Origin of the sequence: Dyella halodurans, assembly GCF_026283925.1 — a bacterium.
GTDB classification, from domain to species: domain Bacteria; phylum Pseudomonadota; class Gammaproteobacteria; order Xanthomonadales; family Rhodanobacteraceae; genus Dyella; species Dyella halodurans.
This window is the reverse complement of the sequence record NZ_JAPDPF010000006.1, coordinates 19,513-39,325: the sequence shown is the minus strand read 5'-3', so window position 1 is coordinate 39,325 and position 19,813 is coordinate 19,513. Positions and strand designations below refer to the sequence as shown.

General features: G+C 59.3%; 14 protein-coding genes. All 14 read left to right on the top strand.

The genetic code is table 11. The features are described 5' to 3' along the window. Window positions 1-354: 354 nt before the first annotated feature. The 14 genes from OUZ49_RS12870 (at window position 355) to OUZ49_RS12805 (ending at window position 19,544) form a co-directional block, all read left to right on the top strand. Window positions 355-594 carry a hypothetical protein gene (locus OUZ49_RS12870; RefSeq protein ID WP_266150848.1) on the top strand — a complete coding sequence of 80 codons (240 nt, stop codon included), beginning with the start codon at window positions 355-357 and terminating at the stop codon, window positions 592-594. A gap of 516 nt (window positions 595-1,110) precedes the next feature. Then, entirely contained in the window at window positions 1,111-8,157 is a 7,047-nt protein-coding gene (locus tag OUZ49_RS12865) for a YDG domain-containing protein (protein WP_266150847.1), read from the top strand. A gap of 43 nt (window positions 8,158-8,200) precedes the next feature. Then, entirely contained in the window at window positions 8,201-9,877 is a 1,677-nt protein-coding gene (locus tag OUZ49_RS12860) for a ShlB/FhaC/HecB family hemolysin secretion/activation protein (RefSeq protein ID WP_266150846.1), read from the top strand. Between the two features lies 1 nt (window position 9,878). Continuing rightward, window positions 9,879-10,709 (top strand): sulfotransferase family protein, encoded by an 831-nt coding sequence (locus tag OUZ49_RS12855; protein ID WP_266150845.1) that lies wholly within the window; start codon window positions 9,879-9,881, stop codon window positions 10,707-10,709. A gap of 159 nt (window positions 10,710-10,868) precedes the next feature. After that, window positions 10,869-11,525 (top strand): hypothetical protein, encoded by a 657-nt coding sequence (locus OUZ49_RS12850; RefSeq protein WP_266150844.1) that lies wholly within the window; start codon window positions 10,869-10,871, stop codon window positions 11,523-11,525. Between the two features lie 109 nt (window positions 11,526-11,634). Beyond that, window positions 11,635-12,291, top strand: coding sequence for a hypothetical protein (locus OUZ49_RS12845; protein WP_266150843.1), 657 nt, complete (start codon window positions 11,635-11,637; stop codon window positions 12,289-12,291). A 63-nt stretch (window positions 12,292-12,354) separates the two neighbouring features. Then, entirely contained in the window at window positions 12,355-12,852 is a 498-nt protein-coding gene (locus OUZ49_RS12840) for an NUDIX domain-containing protein (protein ID WP_266150842.1), read from the top strand. Between the two features lie 693 nt (window positions 12,853-13,545). Beyond that, window positions 13,546-14,124: a hypothetical protein gene (locus OUZ49_RS12835; RefSeq protein ID WP_266150841.1), complete on the top strand. Its 579-nt coding sequence runs from the start codon at window positions 13,546-13,548 to the stop codon at window positions 14,122-14,124. Between the two features lie 84 nt (window positions 14,125-14,208). Then, a complete protein-coding gene (locus OUZ49_RS12830) occupies window positions 14,209-14,844 on the top strand; it encodes a hypothetical protein (protein WP_266150840.1) in 636 nt (211 codons plus the stop codon). Between the two features lie 159 nt (window positions 14,845-15,003). Next, a complete protein-coding gene (locus OUZ49_RS12825; RefSeq protein WP_266150839.1) occupies window positions 15,004-16,557 on the top strand; it encodes a dienelactone hydrolase family protein in 1,554 nt (517 codons plus the stop codon). A gap of 76 nt (window positions 16,558-16,633) precedes the next feature. Further along, window positions 16,634-17,041 (top strand): lysozyme inhibitor LprI family protein, encoded by a 408-nt coding sequence (locus OUZ49_RS12820; protein ID WP_266150838.1) that lies wholly within the window; start codon window positions 16,634-16,636, stop codon window positions 17,039-17,041. Between the two features lie 132 nt (window positions 17,042-17,173). Further along, window positions 17,174-17,392: a hypothetical protein gene (locus tag OUZ49_RS12815; protein ID WP_266150837.1), complete on the top strand. Its 219-nt coding sequence runs from the start codon at window positions 17,174-17,176 to the stop codon at window positions 17,390-17,392. 447 nt (window positions 17,393-17,839) lie between these two features. After that, a complete protein-coding gene (locus OUZ49_RS12810) occupies window positions 17,840-18,235 on the top strand; it encodes a hypothetical protein (RefSeq protein ID WP_266150836.1) in 396 nt (131 codons plus the stop codon). A gap of 973 nt (window positions 18,236-19,208) precedes the next feature. After that, window positions 19,209-19,544, top strand: coding sequence for a hypothetical protein (locus tag OUZ49_RS12805; RefSeq protein ID WP_266150835.1), 336 nt, complete (start codon window positions 19,209-19,211; stop codon window positions 19,542-19,544). Window positions 19,545-19,813 lie beyond the last annotated feature (269 nt).

The window sequence follows — 19,813 nt, the reverse complement described above, 5'->3', positions numbered from 1 at the left end:
GATGACGGGCTTTGCGCTCGGTTTTCAGGCGGTGTCGAGCACGGTGCACTGTGGCCCGGAAGGTTGAAAGCGCTTTGCTAGGGCACCGCGAGAGTTGGACGGCAGCCGCGCTATCGACGCTGTGCGGACTGCCTGACGCCCAGGCGCGAGCCAGCTTGTGAGCGGCCTACCGTCCCATTATCCCGGCCTCTCGGCTGATTCCGTCACCCAAAACAGGCATCCAAATACCACTGGTCCTGATCTCATATCGCCTTGTCGGATCGACTACGGGCTTGCGCGTTACCCAAACTCGGGTCCATGGCTCCATAGTTCGCTCCACGGTATGCGCGTGGGGCCGCAGACAAAGATGTCGGGATGATCCCGGCTTTCTTCATTGACGACGCCCCACGCGTTTCCCGAGTGTCCGGCCAGATGGCAATCGGTGAAGAGTTCATCTCCCATCTGGCGAGGATGCCTTTGTTGCGGCACTTAAATCTGGGTCTCGCGGTGCCGCGGGTCTCGGTGTTGCAATGGCGGGCTTTACCTTCTTTGTTTCTAAAGATCGCCAAAAACAAAGCGGCGACGAAAGCAGTTAATACTTACGTGCTGACATAGTCGGAGTCGGATTCGCGTCCTCTGCATAAGTCATTCGCTAGGCCAAAGCTCTCAACGATCGCACTGACAACATCCGCTTTAGTTGCCAACGTGCGTCTGCGAAGTCTTGGGTGCGCGACATGCGGGACAGGATTCGTTGAGTGAACTTCCTTGCCCTGCCTCTGGCGCAACATTTTGCGACCCGTGCCGGCGACGTGCTCGTCGCCGATTGGAGTGAAAGGGCTGATCGACACCTTGTGATACGCGTCACAAGTAGGCAGCATGGCGGCCGGCTCAATGGCGGCCCTGGAGTGTCGATAATTTCGGCAACCTCGGTCGCTGTTGATGCTGTTGTGTCACCGCGCCGTCGCCGGTGGCGAAAAAGGAAGTTGGCACGAAAAGCTGTCTTAGGTTCTTGGGTATCGCTGCGCGAGGGGACGCACCGCTCGTGCGAATCGCGCGTGATATCGGTCGAACCATTGCCACATGACATGAAGTCTGGCGCTCAAGCTTGAGCACCGCACAGGGGACAATCTGGTGAACCATATCTTTCGGTTGGTCTGGAACCGCAGGCTGGGCGTGCTTCAAGTGGCGTCCGAATTCGCCCGTGGTCGCACTAAGGGTGGGCGCAATGCTGAAGGGGGCACGCGTCGTGCCGCGTGGTTGGCCGGCGTACCCCTGAGCCTGCCGCTTCTGGCGCTGGCGGCCGCACCACCTCCCGGCACCACCACGACCCCGGTCGTTCTCGCTGCGACTTCCGCCGTGGCGGCCAACGCATTGCCCACCGGCGGCAAAGTCACCAACGGCGCCGGTCAACTTGCGCAGCACGGCGACACACTCACCGTCACCCAGCAGAGTCAGAATCTCTCGCTCAATTGGCAGACCTTCAATATTGGCAGCCAGTCCACCGTGGATTTTGTGCAGCCCGGTGCCAGCGCCATTGCGGTCAACCGCATCGCTGATACCAATGGCAGCCAGATTTTTGGCCACCTCAACGCCAACGGTCAGGTGTTCCTGATCAATCCCAACGGCGTGCTGTTTGGTCAGGGTGCACAGGTGAACGTGGGTGGACTCGTCGCCTCGACGCTGGATGTCAACGACAGCGCACTGGGTACCGGCTCGCTGAGCTTCAGCGGCACGGGCAAGGGTAGCGTGACCAATCTTGGCACGATCAACGTCACCGGTGGCGGCTACGTCGCCCTGCTCGGCAACCAGGTCGGCAACCAGGGCGCGATTCACGCCCAACTGGGCAGCGTAGCGCTCGCCGGTGGCAGCGCCGTGACGCTCAACTTCAGCGGCAACCAGCTAGTGAGCGTGCGCGTAGACCAGAGCACGCTCAACGCGCTCGCCCAGAACGGTCAGCTCATTGAAGCGGATGGCGGCAACGTTTGGATGACGGCCGGCGCGCGCGATAGCCTGCTCGCCAGTGCGGTGAACAACACCGGCACCATCGAGGCGCAGACCGTACAGAACAAGAATGGTCACATCGTTCTGCTGGGTGGCATGGATGCGGGCGCTGTCACCGTTGCTGGCACGCTCGATGCCAGCGCCCCCAATAGTGGCAATGGCGGGCAGATCGAAACAAGCGCAGCGAAAGTCAACGTAGCCGATACTGCAAAGATCACGACGGCCGCGCAACTCGGCTTGTCCGGCACGTGGCTGATCGATCCGACCGATTTCACTATCGCGCCGGGCAATTCCGGGACGGTATCGGCCGGCACACCTTCCGGTGACATCTCGGGCGCCACGCTCAGCGCCGCGCTGAGCAGCGGCAATGTCGTCATCCAGTCCAGCGAAGGCAGTACCGCCGGCACCGGCAACGTGAATGTCAATGACACGGTTAGCTGGAGTGCGCACACGCTGACGTTGGACGCGCAGAACAACATCAATATCAACGGGACGATGACTGCCAGCGGCTCGGCGGGTCTCGCACTGAACTACAGCGGCACCGGCGTCAATGTGGGGCTGGGCGGCAGCGGTTTCGGTGGGCAAGTGAATTTCACGGGCAGCAATGCGCTGAGCATCAACGGAAACAGCTATACGCTGATCAACACCGCGTCAGCGCTGCAGGGTATGAGCGCATCCGGATACTACGCGCTTGCGGGCAATTTGGTGCTCTCCGGCAACTTCACGCCGATAGGAAGCAACGCCTCGCCGTTCTCAGGCGTCTTCGACGGTCTTGGCCACACCATAAGTGGCCTGACCATCGCGAGTTCTGCCAGCGCTGTGGGCGGCACCCCGGTCGGCGTAGGCCTGTTTGGAATTTCCTCGGGCACGATCCGCAACGTCGGTCTGTTAGGCGGCAGCGTTTCAGGCTCGGGTTACGGTGCCTCCATCGGTGGACTGGTAGGCGACAACAGGGGCGCCATCAGCAATGTTTTCACGACGGGGACAGCCAGCGGCACGGGGGGCGCCGCCGGTGGTGGCGAATGGGTTGGCGACCTGGTGGGCTATAACGAAACCACCGGCACCATCAGCAACGCCTTCGCCAAGGGAGTCGTCAGCGGGACGTCATACATGTCCTATTTTGGCGGCCTCGTCGGAGGCAACTACGGCACGATCCGCAATGCCTATGCCACGGGCGCGGTGAGCGGGTCCTATGGCGGCGGCTCGGCTCAAGACGACATCGGAGGGCTGGTCGGTTACAACCAGGGCAGCATTCAGAACGCTTACGCAACAGGTAACGCGTCGTGGACGTCCGGCGGGACGAGTAACGTCAATGCCATTGGCGGGTTGGTTGGTTTAAGCACCGGCACGGTCACCGACGCCTATGCCACAGGCCACGTGGCGAGTGGTGATGGAAGCGACACGCTCGGTGGTCTGGTTGGATTTATCAATGGCGGCACGGTTACAGCCAGCTATTGGGATACGACAACCACCGGGCAGCTCTTGGGGACCAGCAGCGGTAGCACCTCCACAAGCGGGATGACCGGCTTGTCCAACGCCCAGATGATGCAGCCAGGCAATTATTCCTGGACCATCGCAACCAGCGGTGGAAGCAGTGGCACCTGGCGAATCTACGCGGGCAATACCACGCCCTTGATCGAAAGCTTGCTGACGCCGCTGACGATCAACGCCAGCAATCAAACGGTGACGTATAACGGGACCAATCAGGCCAGTGCGGTAGTGAGCTATTCGTCCGCATCGCCGGTGCTTTCGGCGATCACGTTGGGGCTGACGAACGCGCAGCACGCCGGTAGCTATAGCGAGAATCTGTCGTCGGCGTATTCCACCAGCTACGACTTGAGCTTTGGTACGTCGAGTGCGACCTTGACGGTCAATCCGGCAACGCTGACGCCGACGCTGACCAATAGCGGCGTGACCAAAACCTATAACGGCACCACCAGTGGGCCGGCGGGCTTTACCCCGACGTATAGCTTCAGCGGCCTGGTGTCGGGCGATACCGGCGCCAGCCTGTCCAACACCGGCGTGGCTTATAACAGTGCGCATGTGGCCAGTGCCACGGACGTCACGGTATCGGGTCTGGCCATCAGTGGCATTACCGGCAGCAACGGCTCGCTGGCCAGCGATTACACGTTGGCCTCCACCAGCGCCAGTGTGGCGGCGAGCATCACACCCGCGACCCTGGCGGCGACGCTCGCCAACATCGGCCTGACCAAGACATACGACGGCACGACCACTGTACCGACCGGCTTTACGCCGACGTATAGCTATAGCGGACTCGTTGCCGGCGACACCAGCGCCAGCCTGACCGACACCGGCGCGGCCTATAACAGCGCGCATGTGGCGATCGCCAATCTTGTGACGGTGTCGGGCCTGAGCCTCAGCGGCATTGCCGGTAGCAATGGTTCGCTGATCAGCGATTACGCGCTGGCATCCACCAGCGCGAATGGGGCGGCGACCATCACACCGGTAACGCTGACGGCGACGCTGACGAATAGTGGCGTCACCAAGACGTACGACGGCACGACCAATGCGCCGTCCGGGTTTACCCCGACGTATAGTTACAGTGGACTGATTTCCGGTGATACCAGCGCCAGCCTTTCCGACACCGGCGTCGCCTACAACAGTGCGCATGTGGGCAGCGCCACGAACGTCACGGTATCGGGTCTGAGCATCACCGGCATCATCGGTAGCGATGGTTCTCAGGCCAGCGATTACACCCTGGCATCCAGCAGCGCCAATGTGGCGGCCACTATTACACCGGCACCGTTGACGGTATCTCTTTCCAATACCGCAAATGTCTCCAAGACCTACGACGGCACCACGGCCGCGCCCGGCGGATTCAGTCCGACCTACAGCATCTCTGGCCTGGTGTCGGGCGACAGCGCCACGGTGAGCAGTTCGGCAACGCCGGTATTCAATTCGTCTCACGTCGTCTCGGCGACGACCATCGCGCAAGGTGGACTGTCGCTGGCATCCATTACCGGTAACGGTACCGACAATTCCGTGCTCGGCGATTACATTTTGGCGAGCACGACCGCTTCCACGGGTGCGGGCGTAGCCAGCATTTCACCCCTGGTGCTGACGGCCACGGCACCGACCATCGGCGGCCTGCTGACCAAGGTCTACGACGGCACCACCGTGGCGAACGGTGCGATGTTGAGCGGCGGCAGCGTCAGCGGTGCGCTCGGCGGCGATAGCCTCGCGCTCAATACCAGCGGCATCATGTTGGGTTACAACAGCAGTCACGTCGCAACGGCCAGCAGCATCAACGCCATCGGCAGTCTCTGGGTGAATATCCTCTCCAGCACCAATGGTAGCCAGGGCACGGACTACAGCGTGGCGGTACCGACCATTGCTTCGGTGGCCGGAACGATCACGCCGGCGACACTGACGCCGACGTTGAACAACAGCGGCGTGACCAAAATCTATGACGGCACGACCAATGCGCCGATCGCCTTTGCGCCGACGTATAGCTACAGTGGCCTGGTGTCAGGTGATACCAGCGCTACCCTGAGCGACACAAGCGTGGTTTACAACAGCGCACACGTGGTCAGCGCTACTGACGTTACGGTATCGGGCCTGGGCATCACAGGCATTACCGGCAGCAACGGTTCGCAGGCCAGCGATTACATGCTGGCGTCCACCAGCGCAAATGTGGCGGCGAGCATCACACCCGCGATGCTGACGGCGATGCTTACCAATAGCGGTCCGACGAAGATCTATGACGGCACGACTGCGGCGCCCGTCGGCTTTACGCCAATGTATAACTACATTGGCTTTGCTTCGGGCGACACCAGCGCCAACTTGACCAACACGGGCGTGGCTTACAACAGCGCGCACGTCCTCAGCGCCAACGAGGCCACCGTATCGGGCCTGAGCATCAGTAACGTTATCGGCAGCAACGGCTCGCTGCCCAGCGATTACATGTTGGCGTCGACCAGTGCAAGTGTGGCGGCGACGATTACGCCCCAGCTTCTGCGGATGACGTTGTCCAACGGTAATGTGACCAAGAGTTACGACGGCACGACCAATGCACCGGCCGGATTTACCCCGACGTATAGCTACAGTGGACTGATTTTCGGTGATACCAGCGCCAGCCCGACCGACACCGGCATGGCTTACAACAGTGCGCATGTGGCCAGTGCTACCAACCTCACGGTATCGGGTCTGGCCATCAGTGGCATTGCCGGCAGCAATGGCTCGCTGGCCAGCGACTACATGCTGGTGTCCACCAGTGCGAGTGTGGCGGCGACCATCATGCCGGCCGCCATCACGGTATCGCTTTCCAATATCACCAACGTCACCAAGACCTACGACGGCACCACGTCGGCACCCAGCGGATTCAGTCCGACGTACAGCATCGCCGGCCTGGTGTCGGGCGATAGCGCTACGGTGAGCAGTTCAGCAACGCCCGTATTCAATTCGGCGCACGTCATCTCGGCGAACTCGATCACGCAGGCGGGCCTGTCGCTGGCATCGATCACCGGTAACGGTACCGACAATTCCGTGCTCGGCGATTACGCCTTGGCGAGCACCACGGCCTCCACCGGCGGCGGCGTGGCCAGCATTTCACCCCAGGTGCTGACGGCCACGGCGCCGACCATCGGCGGCCTGCTGACCAAGGTCTACGATGGCACTTCAACGGCGAACGGTGCCAGCTTGATCGGCGGCGGCGTCAGCGGTGCGCTCAGCGGCGATAGCCTCGTGCTCAATGCCTCCGGCATCACGTTGGCTTACAACAGCAGTCATGTAGCAACAGCCAGCAACATCAGTGCGAGCGGCAGTCTCTGGGTGGATATTCTCTCCAGCACGTACGCCAGTTTGAGCTCTGACTACAGCGTGGCGGTGCCGTTTATTTCTCCCGTTGCCGCAACGATCACGCCAGCGACACTGACGGCGACGCTGACCAACAGCGGCGTGACCAAGATCTATGACGGCACGACCAAGGTGCCAACCGGCTTCAACCCGGCGTATAGCTTGAGTGGCCTGGTGTCGGGTGATACCGGCGCCAACCTGAGCGACACCAGCGTGGCTTACAACAGCGCACGCGTGGCCAGCGCCACGGACGTCACGGTGTCGGGTCTGAGCATCGGCGGCATTGTCGGCAGCAACGGGTCGCAGACCAGCGACTACACCCTGGCATCCACCAACGCGAGTGTGGCGGCAAGCATCACGCCGGCGACACTGGCGGCCAGCCTTGGCGGTCCGATCAGCAAGGTGTATGACGGCACCACGGTGGCGATGTTGGCGCCAGGAAACTACACGTTGACCGGCGTGATTGGCAGCGATGTGGTCAGTCTCAATGACCCTGCCTCCGGCCTCTATAGCACTGCAAATGCTGGCAGTGGCATCAACGTCGAAGTCAGCGGCCTGGCGATCGGTGGCAGTGGGGCAAGCAACTACATGCTGGGCAACAGTGCGGTGACGGCTGCCACCGGGATCATTACCCCGGCGCCACTCACCATCACAGCCAATAATGCCAGCGCGATCTACAACGCACATGCGTACAGCGGTGGCAGCGGCGTCACCTATAGCGGTTTTGTCGATGGGCAGACCACCGCGGTGCTGGCCGGTGCGCTGACCTATGGCGGCAGTTCGCAAGGTGCCTTGAACGTGGGCAACTATGCACTCACGCCCGGTGGCCTGACGTCGGGTAACTACGCCATCACCTATAGCAGCGGCACGCTCACGGTGACGCCGGCCACGCTTACCTACCTGGCGACACCGATGCAGATCTTCGCCGGCCAGGCGGTTCCGTCGCTGACTGGCACGGTCAGCGGTTTCCAGGGCAGCGACACGTTGACCAATGCCACCACCGGCGCGCTGACCTTTACCACGCCGGCAACCGCGCAAAGTCCCGCAGGTGCATACGCCATGACCGGCAATGGACTCGCCGCCAATGATGGCAATTACGTCTTCGCGCAGGCCGCAGGTAATGCGCTGGCGTTCTATGTCATGGCCAACAGTGATGCGACGCTGCCGGGCGTGGCCTACGTCCAGCAGCAGTTGGGTCAATCGGCGCCCGTCGCACGTTCGGCAGGCGGCCTGCCGGTGTCGACGATGGCCACCTCGGACGGAGAGGCCACGGTACCGCCGCGGTCGCCTGGCCCGGCTGGTGTGTCGGATCTCTACACGCCGGATGTGCGCGTGGTTGGCGGCGGCGTGCGCTTGCCATGACGACCCGTTCCATCTCCCTTCTCTGTCTTTCGGATACCTGCCTGTGACCCGATCCACCGTGTTGCGTTTGTCGCCCTTCGCCCTGGCACTGTTGGCTACTCCCGTGTTCGCGCAGCAGGTGCCGCCCACCAGCGGTCAGTTGCTGCAGCAGGCGCAGCCTCCACAGCGGGAGTTGCCCAACCGAGAGCCGGGGATACAGATCCAGTCACCCGAGACGGCCCACGCTACCGACAACACGCCTTTCGAAGTGAAGCAGATCGTTGTCCGCGGCAACACGACGTTCGATACCGAGACGCTGTACGCGCTGGTCGCCGATGGCGAGGGCCACACGCAGACGCTCACCTCGCTCACGCATCTGGCTCAGCGCATCACTGACTACTATCGCGCCCACGGTTATCCGTTGTCCCGCGCTGTGGTGCCGGCGCAGACGTTGAGTGACGGCGTGGTGCAGTTCAATGTCATCGAGGCGCGCTACGACCAGGTGCAGGTGACTAACCAAAGTCGGGTCCGGACGAGCCTGCTCGACGCCACCCTAAGCCCGCTGCAGAGCGGCCAACTGGTAACGCAGCAGACGCTAGATCGTCAGTTGCTGTTATTGAACGACCTGCCCGGCGTGCAAGCCCACGCGGTGCTGGGGCCCGGCAGTCAGCCTGGTACCAGCAACCTCAACGTCGATGCCCAGGCGCTGCCTCCGGTGACCGGCAACCTTACGCTGGATAATGCGGGAGACCGATTCACCGGCCGTACCCGCCTGGGCGGAAATGTTGCGGTGAACAACCTGGCTGGCCTCGGCGACCAGCTCACGGCGGGGCTTCTGACGTCCGACGAGCACATGCACTACGGGCATCTTGCCTATGATCTTGCGCTCAATGGCGCAGGCACACGGTTCGGCTTGGCGTACTCGACGCTTGCCTACAGACTGGGCGACAGCCTGTCAGACCTGGATGCGCGAGGGCATGCGAACGAAACGAGCGCGTGGATAACACAGGCCATCGTGCGCAGCCCTACGACAAACGTCAGTGCGCGGCTGGAGCTGGACCATCGCGGTCTGGCGGACGATACCGGTCTGACTGGCGTGTACGATGAGCGCCACACCTGGAACTGGAGCGCCAGTGGCACCTTCGACCACCTCGATAGCTGGGGTGGCGGCGGCGTGACACAAGCGCAACTGTCAGTGACGCGCGGGCAGCTGAGTTTCGACAACCCAGTGGCTCAGGCCAGCGATGCGGCGACGGCCAATACGCAAGGGCATGAGCTGCATTGGGATGGCGGCGTGAATCGTCTGCAGTCAATCACCGCCACGACGCGCTTGTACGTGGCCATTAGTGGCCAGTACAGCAACCGCAACCTGGACTCTTCCGAACAGTTCCTGCTCGGAGGCATGCAAAGTGTGCGCGGCTACGAAGTAAGTACGTTGGCCGGTGCCTCAGGTTATCTGGCCACGGTGGAACTGCGCCATGACCTGAGTCTGCCAGGCGGAGCCTGGCAGGGCAGCGTGTTTGCCGACCAAGGCGCCGTGTGGATCAATCCCCAATCGTGGCCCGGCAACACCGGAAGCAACCATGCCGCGCTGAGCAGCCTCGGTGCCGGGCTGTCCTGGGTCGGACACGACCAATGGATAGCGCAGGTGCAAGTGGGCCAGCCAGTGGGGAGCACGCCAGCGCTGGCGGGCAAGCGTCCATCCACACGTGCGTGGGTGCAGATCAGTAAGGGGTTCTGACATGGCCACGCCCACTTTCGTTGGCATCACCGGCCTGCCGCGCGCGGGTTCGACTCTGCTATGCCAGCTCCTCGCGCAACACCCTGAGATTCAGTGCGAAGGACAAAGCTCGCCGTTGTGCAACACGCTGCTCGGCATCCGGCGGATGATCAGTGACGATCAGTTCTTCCTGTCGCAGCTGGATTCGTCGTTCGAGACCAGCTACGCGCACCTGGCTTCGGCCATGCGGGGATTTTTGCATGGCTGGTATCACGACAGCGGCACACACCGGGTGGTGATCGACAAGAACCGTGCCTGGCTGCATGCGTTTGAACTGTTGCTGCACATCGAGCCTGAAGCCAAATTGATCGTCTGCCTGCGTGAGCTCGGGCAGATCTACGGATCGATTGAAGCGCAACATCAGCGCACGATACTGGTGGATTTTATCGATCACCTGGCGGACTACGACCGTTTCGGCCGCGCGGATATGCTGTTTGCAAAAGACCGCGTGATCGGAGCCCCGCTCATCGCACTGCAAGCTGTCTTGGATTTGCCTGATGCCGTCAAGCAGCGGCTGTACTTCGTGCGCTTCGAAGACTTGGTCGCGCAGCCGGCGAAATGCATGTCACATCTGTACGCATGGCTCGGGCTCGCGCCGTTCGAGATTGATCCGGAACGGCTCACGGTGGGAAAACAGGAAAGCGACAGCCACTACCGGATGAAGTACCCGCACCGGCAGTCCACTCGCATGGCGACACCCATGCCGCATTCAGTACCGCCGCGCATCCAGAAACAAATAGAGACGGCATGGGCATGGTTCTATCGGCTTTACTATGGGGAAAAGCTGGGCTGAGCAAGTCGCGCGCTGAGACCCGTTCAAGTGGATCCTCTGAATGCGCTAATGCTCGCGCAGTGTTCAGTCTGTTGCAGGGACCGGCTGAATCCGCAACCCGAAACGGACAGTTCAAAGTCACTTGGGAAAGGTATGGGATCGAATTATCGGTGGGCCAGCATGGTGTTTCTCCTCGCCATAGCTGGAGGCTTGTTCGCGAGCCAGGTTTCCGCGAAAGCCGAGGCTCCAGTGTCGTCGGAGTCAGAATCGTTGACTTGGTTGTTGCCATCCAAGGGGGCAAGCGCCAGTGGGATTCTCTTCGACAAGCGATTTGATCATTTGCTTGCCAGAAGCGTGCCGAAGATAAGCATCTATCTCGGGATGAGTAAGTCAAAAGCTCCACCTCCGCCACTACGAAGTTCGGTATGGGAGGTGATGGGTGGGCCCGATCAGTCTCTGGTGGAGACGGACGGTCGGTACGTCATGCTGTCTTCCTGTCGATTGCATTCGTGCGATGAAAAGGGGTTCGTCTGGATCGACACGGCGCAAGGAGCCGTTATTGGCGGCGTAGTTCATTTCTTTTACGGCGCTGAATCAGGTCGATCGCTCCTGCTCTGGTCGAATAAGCAGATCGAGTCGCTGCCAGAGCCGTTCCTGCGAGACTTCTCTCAGTGGAATAGGCAATGGCTAAGTGTCGCAGCCGACGTGGAGAAAGCCATTGCGCCATCTCTGCCAGTGGCGGAGAACGGCTACGCCAGAGTTCGCCTTGTTGAACCGGACCAACGGATTTGGCCGTTGTCTCCGACATATCAGCTTGTGCATGACGGGGCAGACTGACGCCAGGCGCAGTGTGCTCGGGTCCAGCTCCGATTTAGGTCCGCCTCAGACGCGGAGCGGATCCGTGAAGAAGCCCTGGCAAGGGTCAGTGACGACGCGAGGAGGGAGAGTGAGCGAATTTCCAGCACCGTTTATGCAGAAGAAACGACTCGCCTTGAAGGGCCGCTTCTACCTCAGACCGCTTCTCTGGTCGGCAGGTGTTTTTCTGGTTCTTAGCTATCTTAGTCTTCTCGCATATCCTCGCTTCTCTAGTGGCCCGGCAATCAATGGCTTTGTCGATGCGGCTGCTAGCTTAATCCCAGTAGTTCGCAACGCACCGGAGTACTCGAGGTTCGGCGCGACAGCTCGGTTTATCATGTCAGTCCAATGGCTTTTCGTGCCAATCTACGCGTGGGTGCTTTTCGTGGGTTACTGCCCTTTTTCAACGCCCACCAGGATTGCCATCCATGGCTGGTACAAGCGCACATACGTCAGCCACCGGGAGCTTAAGCTCTTCGTCGGCGGGATCACCCTGTGTCTCTATTTGCTTGGAGAGATCGGCGTAATGAAGTTCCCAACGCTGATGAATGGGGGATTCTTTCCGCTCGATGAAGGGAAGGCTTCCTCGCGAACCTTCGTCGGCATCATGAACAGCTCAATCGCCATGCCTTTGTTCGCATGGTTCGCGCCATTTGCGACTATCTGTGTGTACTGGGCCATCCTCCACTACGTTGTTAACTTCCGAATGATTTTTACGACCGCCCCTCGACCTGTCGCGGTGGGGTGAGGAGGGTCAGGAGAACAGATTTGGCGGCGCTCTAGGCCGCCGCTCAGGGTCCGCTTGCAACCCATGCCGGACCTTAGTGACGCACTGGACGACTTGGCTTTGGAGAGCGCATTGAGGCAGCGGTTTCAGTTGACGACGAGCGTTTTCGTCATCGTTCGCAAGAAAAGCAACGTACTGTTGTTACGGCGCAGCAACACCGGCTGGATGGATGGCTTCTTAAGTCTTCCCGCCGGATCCCACGATGGTGGGGAGCCTTTGACGGTGGCCGCCGCGCGGGAGCTCAGGGAAGAGACGGGATTGGTGGCTAGCCCGGAAACACTTCGGTTGGCTCACCTCATGCATTGTCGCGCTGGCGATTCCGGTGCCGAATGGCTGGGCGCATTCTTCTTTGCGGAGCGTTGGGCGGGGACGCCCGAATTGGTTGAGAACGGAAAGCACGACTACCTTGGTTGGCATGATTGGGCCGAGCTTCCCTACGACATCATTCCGTACACTGCACAAGGCATTCGGTGTGCGTTTGAAGGTGTACCGTATTCGGACTTTGGCTGGAGACTTGGCTGATCGCTGGCGCTTGGGTTATGGAGGGAGGGCGCCCGCTGCCGACCCGAAGCGGACAGTTGAGCTGGGTGAGCAGTCAATGCGGTAGAGAATCGAAAAAGGGGGCGTGATGAATTCTGAAGGAGCAATCCTGTCTGCCGGGGTATTCGGCTCCAAATGGGCGATCGCCGCGTTTATGGCTGTCGCCTTCTCACTGCTTACGCTTGTTGCTGCCTGGCGAACAATTTGGGGAAGCGGTTTTTCGCCGGGGATGTGTTTTCATGTTGCGATGATTGGCGCCTTCGCAACCATAGTGGCCTTGTTGCCATTCGCATGGTTGATGGACGTTGTGCGCGACTGTGGAGATTCTCTCGTCGTGTCTCGAGGCAGGAAGACCACAACAATTACTTTGGATGACATTGGTCGCGTCCGGCTCATCAGTGGCCGAGCCTACCGAATGACCATTTTTCTCGAGCGACCGTGTTCCTTTGGGCGGAAAATTTCCTTTGTCCCACGGGGTGACTTCAGAAATGCGTGGGGAAAATCGCCCGTAACCGAGCGGTTGCTTCGGTTCGACAGATAAGGTGCGCTTCCGACTGCGGTTTCAGCCGGTCGATGCAACACTCCTGCTAATCGCGCAGTCTTCAGTGTGTTGCATCGACCGGCTGAAACCGCAACCCGAAGCGGACATGGGAAAGTCAGATCAAGGATGTGAAATTGGCCGAGATTGGATCTCTCGCCAGCTATGGATTTACTGTGATCATCTTGGGAGGAATTATGGGGAGCGAGCGAACTTTAATCGAAGGGCGCAGTTCTATAGCAACACTTTCCTACGGTCAAATGGCGGAATGCTATTTTCAGAGTGTTTCGGTGGCGGCCCTTTGCTTCGCGATCTGGTACGCCTTTTTCGGCACGCGCATGTTTGCGGAGCTCATTGCGAAGCAGCATTCAGTTCTTGCATTCGGGGTGGAGCTGGTCGCAGTGCTCACGGTCGCCTGGCTCGTGGCGGTGATGCTCTCGGCAGCTCCTTGTTTGGTGCTGGCGTGGACTGCTAAGAGAATGCAGGTTAAGGCTCCTACCTTCTATCCGTGCGCCGGGATCGTAGTTGGTCTTCTTGCCGTGGTGGCATGGGTCAAACTGGGCAGTTCGATCAGCTTTTATACCGATTCACCCGACAAGGTGCCCCTAGATCTCTCGCGAGGGTTCGAGATTTTTTGGGGCCCGCTTGGCTTTGCCGGCGGTATTGCCGGCATCATGTTCTGGCAACTGGCCAGTAGGCGCACTTTGGAGTCGTGAGGTCCGCTACCGACCCACAGCAGACATTCCGATCAGAAACTGATTTCGCGCGAATGCGTCATCAAAAGCTAAACGGGAGGACTGATGAGTCTGATGATCGGGCCGTATGCCAAAAGGCGAAAGCTTGCTCTTAAAGGCAAGATGAACCTGGGACCCATAGCGATAACGGCGATCGTGACGCTTGCCATAAGTTACCTATCGTCAATATTTTTTGACGTGGTCGCTGGCTCAACCTTGGCTAGCGAGATCGGTGCATATGGGGTAAATCATGTGCCGGCCATCTGGAAATCTGTCGGAATTTCCCCCTATCCAGAGAAATGCAGTTTCGTCATGACGATTCAGTGGCTCTTGTTTTTGCTTTACGCCGCGCTGCTATTTATTGGCTACTGGCCAGTTGCCCCCACGATCAGGGTGGCGATTCGCAGAAGTGCCTCGCTGAGGCCGGTGCCGCATGCCTTTCTGAGATTGGCGGTATTTTTGATTGTCGCGTTCGCCTTCATATTGGGAGACTTTTCCGTAATCCATTTCCCAACCTTCTTCAACGGCGACATGATCACGGACGACAGCTCACATTCTGTACTGTCACTGTCACGCCTGATTGCAAATAGTTCGACCATGCCTTTGATCTCGTGGTTTGTCGTATTCGCCAGTGTCTTCATCTATTGGGGCGCGTTCTACGTCTTGGTCAATTTCAAACTGCTGGTCGGCCAGGATGATTAGCCAGCGAAGAATTGACCATCCAGCCGCCCGCCCCAAGGCGGGCATTTCGACGAAAGGGTGGTCCGATTTTCGCGGCGGCCTCAACCGGTCGACGCAACACACTAACGACCGCGCAATCAGTTCATCTGGACCACAAACCCGTCTAAAGGACCGAAACGCATGCGTTGGCTGGCTAGTTGTTTCCTTGTCCTCGTTGCCCTCTCGGTCCATGCCAGTGAAGGATTTCAGTTTCGGGCGGAATACGGACCGCATCTAGTTGGCTTCAGGGTTGTACAACAATACGACCTCAGTCGGAGCTACCGCGTGGGATACGATGCCGTCACGGGCGAGGCTGACCAGGGTCTGCAAGGACGCCCAATACAGACTTTGATCTGGTATCCCGCTGCTTCGCCCGGACGTCCACTCATTTATGACGATTACTTGCGGCTGGCTGCAACCGAGGACCGGTTCGACCTCGACAAAGATGAGGCAATGCGCATTACCACGCAGGCATTGCGTGAATATTTGGCCTTTGGAGTCAGCCCCACTCACATCGACGCCGTGCGTAACGAACCTGTTCGCGCCACTGGTGATGCTCCGGCCGAACAAGGCGCGTTTCCGCTGATCATTTACGCCCCAAGTGACGCATCGACAGCGTTCGAGAACGACGGTCTTTGCGAATATCTTGCGAGCCACGGCTACGTGGTGATTGCGAGTCCATCGCATGGTGCGCACGTCCGCTATATGAGAGACGGCAGTGTGGCCGATAGTGTGGAGAACACTCGCGCACAAGCGGCAGACATAGGTTTCCTGATCGGGTACGCCGGATCGCTTCCCGATGTAGATGGGGCCAAGGTCGGTGTCGTCGGATACAGCTGGGGCGGCATGGCCAGCACTTTTGCCGCTGTTGCCGATAGCCGGATCCGGGCTTTGGTGGATCTTGATGGTTCCGTTCGCTACTTCCCCAACGTATTGGCCGCGGCTCCCGATGTGATACCAGATCGGATCACCGTACCGCTGCTTTTCTTCGCCGAACGGGGTGACCCGCTGGGGCCGGGCGTCGATTCTCTGCCCAACAGCTTTCTGGCTCACATCCATTACGCCGACGTGACGGAGATCGGCTTGCACAGGCTGTCACACGACGACTTGGCGACCGACAACCTCCGCTTCCTCAGCGAAGCCAGCAGCAAGGGAACGACCGTTGACGAGCGGAACGAGAGCTATGCCTGGGTGGCCCGCTATACCCTTGCATTCCTGGATGCGACGCTGAAAAGGGATGCCGGCGCTAAGCTATTTATGGCCGCAACGCCCGATTCTGAGCATGTACCCGCTGGGGTATTGTCGATACGACATCGAGCATCTGCGGGGGTGCCTCCTTCCGTACAAGACTTCGCGAGGACGCTTCGCGCTCGCGGTTTCGACAACGCGTTGCAGGTCTATGCCGCCTATACGAAGGAGCATCCGGGATTCCATATCCCTGATGATACTTTCGAAGCTTGGTTTTCATCTCTGTCGGACCTTGCCCATGCCGACGATGCCGTCGACATTTGTCTTTTGTGGAGTCACGTCTCCCCCAAAAGTATCGACGCGTGGACAGATCTCGGAGCTGCCTATGAAATTGCCGGTAAACCCGAGAAGGCCGTTTCGAGCTATCGCAAGATTCTGGCCATTGATCCACACAACCGAATCGCGATGGAACGCATTAAGTCGCTAACATCGGTCCTCAAGGGATAGAGCCGCTAAGGTCTGCTGCCGACCCGTAGCGGGCCTTGGCGAGATGACGGTTAGAATCAAGTAAAAGGGGGAACAAATGCATCTGTTTGCCACCGGTATCGCGCTGGGCTCTATTCTTCTCTCGACCCAGGCTTTGGCAGATCCGCCAAAGCTGAAGGACTACAGGGCTGCGTACGACGAATGCTTAAAAGCCTCTACAGACGCCGGCCCGACTGGAGCAGTCGAGGGGTGTACAGAGTTCGTCGTCGATGAAACAAAGCGCGAAATAAATGCCCTGTACAACGTGATTCACGCTCAATTGGAGTCCAAGAGTCCAGACGATGCGGCCGAGTTCGACAAGGCGCAAAGATCCTGGCTTGCATATCGAAATGCCCATTGCGATCTCGCGGGCAAATATATCGGTTCACCGGAGTTCGTGGTCTGTCCGATGAACCTTGATATTGAGCGCGTCCATGAGCTAAGGCAGATCGCGGGACAGGGATAGCTGATTGGTTGTAGTAGGTCCGCCTCCGACTACGAAACGCCGGCCGAGCGATTTCATCAAACCGTTGCAACGACCGGCTGAATCCGCAACCCGAAGCGGACGTATTTCTGATCACTGACGGAGAGGGGATTGGTGAAAAGAGTCCTGAAGGCTTTGCTAGGCGGCTTCATCTTCTATGCGGTCGTCACAACGATCGCGATGGTCACTGTTCTGGTCAAATGCTTGGTGCTGGGAGTTCACTATAGTTTCCTGGTTGCCCTCTTGGCTTCCAGAGTGACGCTCGGATCGGCAGCCGTCATCGCGATTTTCACCTTCATTACGCTTGGCAATACTGAAGGCGCGAAGCGCTAAGCGAGCGGAATGGCAACCGTCAGGAGCGTCCGCTTCAGACCCATCACGGACATCACGTTTAAGAAAGTCACGGAGTTAGGGGAAAGCAAATGGGTAGCATCGGTATTGTCGTGCGAGCGGATCGGGACGCCGAGACGTTGGGTAATGACTGGGTGCCGCCTCCACTCGGGCCGCGGCAAGTCGTGGAGGACCTTGTGACGGAGGTTATGGAGGTTGCGGTAGGCCTTCGACTCACAGCCAACGTGGAAAGCGTGGCCGAGAGCCCCGATCCACGCGCAATTACGTTCAGTGGGGTCTGGGGAGACGAGGAACGTGTTGTATTGAGGCAGATCTGCAGTCGACTTGAGGCTCGCTTCTACGACGCGGAGGAGTGCGGCTTTATCGAGCTCTAGCTACGGAATGTAAGGTCTGCTTTCGACCCGAAACGGACCTAATCAAGGGGAGAGCATGGCGGGGTTACACATTTCATGTGGCACGTTTTCAGGCGACGACAAGTCAGGATCAGCTTTCGAAGCTGTCTTGAAAGCGCTCGGCAACGTTTCCGACGATCTAGTGCCATCGATAACGTCGGGGTTTGAGACATCAGAGTTCGTCACGATCAGTGCGACCCAGGCTGAAGTACTCCTGCCTGCCCTAATCGAATATAGGAAGGCCTTGGTCGAGGAGATCGGGCACCAGGACTGGCGGCGGGCGACAGCCGACGATGAGAAGGCGGGCTTGGACCCGGTAAAGGCTAAATGGGGTCAAGGCAACGGGTGGCGGCTGTATTGCGTCACGGACCTTATCGCGGCGTGTAAGACCGCTGTGACAGAACATCAGGAAGTCGTAGTGGTGCTTTGTTGAACAGGCTTGCTAAGGTCCGCTTCCGATCCAACGCAGACATTACCCTTCAAGCGAGGCAAGGACGCAATGATCGGACTGACAAGAGGCGACTCATCGACAATTGGATTCGTTCTCGCCTGCTATCTGGCCGGTGCTATCGACACTGCCGAGTTGCACGATTGGGCTGAGCGAGTGATGGCGACTTCTGTGAGCTACCCAGGCTACATAGTCGATCTCAGGGAGTTTTCAGGTCCGAGGGCGCAAGTGTTCCGTCTTATTGGTTTCACGCCATCCCCAGGGCTCACAGAGGCGGACTATCTCGCACTGAGCGGAATTGCCTTTCGCCGTGGAGTTCGACAGCCGGATGGCCCAGGGGAAGCTACGGCGACGGCTGCCCTCGGGCAGCAACCATTGATTCTCGCGACCTTCTTGCGGCTGTTTCCTGATATCAATGTGCCGTCAATGTAAGGTCTGCTTTCGACTCGAAGCCGACGTTTGACGGGAACGATCTCATACATAGATGGTTGTTTCGCACTGACCTATGAAAAAGGTAGGGCACATGGCAGTCGCGATGTTCGTGCGTACAACGGTCATTTCGGTGACCATTTTTCTCTGCGGCATGCCCGCAGATGCTGCAGATGCCTCAGTGGCATCGCAACATTGACATCGATGCGATGTATCGCTGATTCGCAGAAGAACGGTTCCAGGCTCATCTCCAACGATCGCCAGTCAGCTCAAGAGGTAAGTGAGCCTGGGATCGTCCGAATCCCCGAAGTCCGAGGACCACACGAGCCATGTCATGCGACCGGATGCGTCGCAACGGTAATCCCTGACAGGCGGCAAAGTCTCGCTTTGCTACTTTCGGCGCGTCACTCGCGGCGTTCTTTGGTTTGGGCAACGCGAGTGACCATGGCAGCAATGTCATGAGGCGCGGGCCGCAGGTGCGCCAACACCTACGACCCGCTAACCATCACCAACTTACTGAGAGTTGATCATGGCTGTCCACGATCATACGGCACCCGCACGCCTGTCTTTTCCTCCCTTGGGTGACCCGTTCACTGCCTCGCCCGCCGCCGATCCCATGGCGCAAGGCCCCCAGGCACACTCGCACCGCCACGCTACCCTCGACGATGTTGCACTGGCGCACTACGCGCTTGCGCAGCTGTGGTTTGAAGACGAGCAGTATCGCGTGGCTAAGGCTAGGTGTTTGCCGCGCCAAGCCCATACATGGCCACTTCCACCGCTGTTCAAGGAAGGAGTGTCCATGGCGATCCGGTGCCTGGAGCAGTACGCCAAACAGCTCAGCGACGAGCAGGCGATGAACGAGTAAGCGCGTCCTTGTGATCGTTCTCGCGGTGCATCGGCCGATTCGGCGATGCACCGCACCTTGGTGACGACTTACTCCTGAATACGGTTTTGACCTACACGGATTGGCGCCTGGGCTTATCCGTCGATCAGCCGTGTCTTACGCCGTTACTCCCGCCACCGCCACCCTATGCAAGGGAGTTGATCATGGCTCAAACCGATCTCCAGCCAAGCACTCGCCAGTTCGGGCGCAACGACGACAAACTCCTCAATCCCCTGGGCCGCGTCCACTGG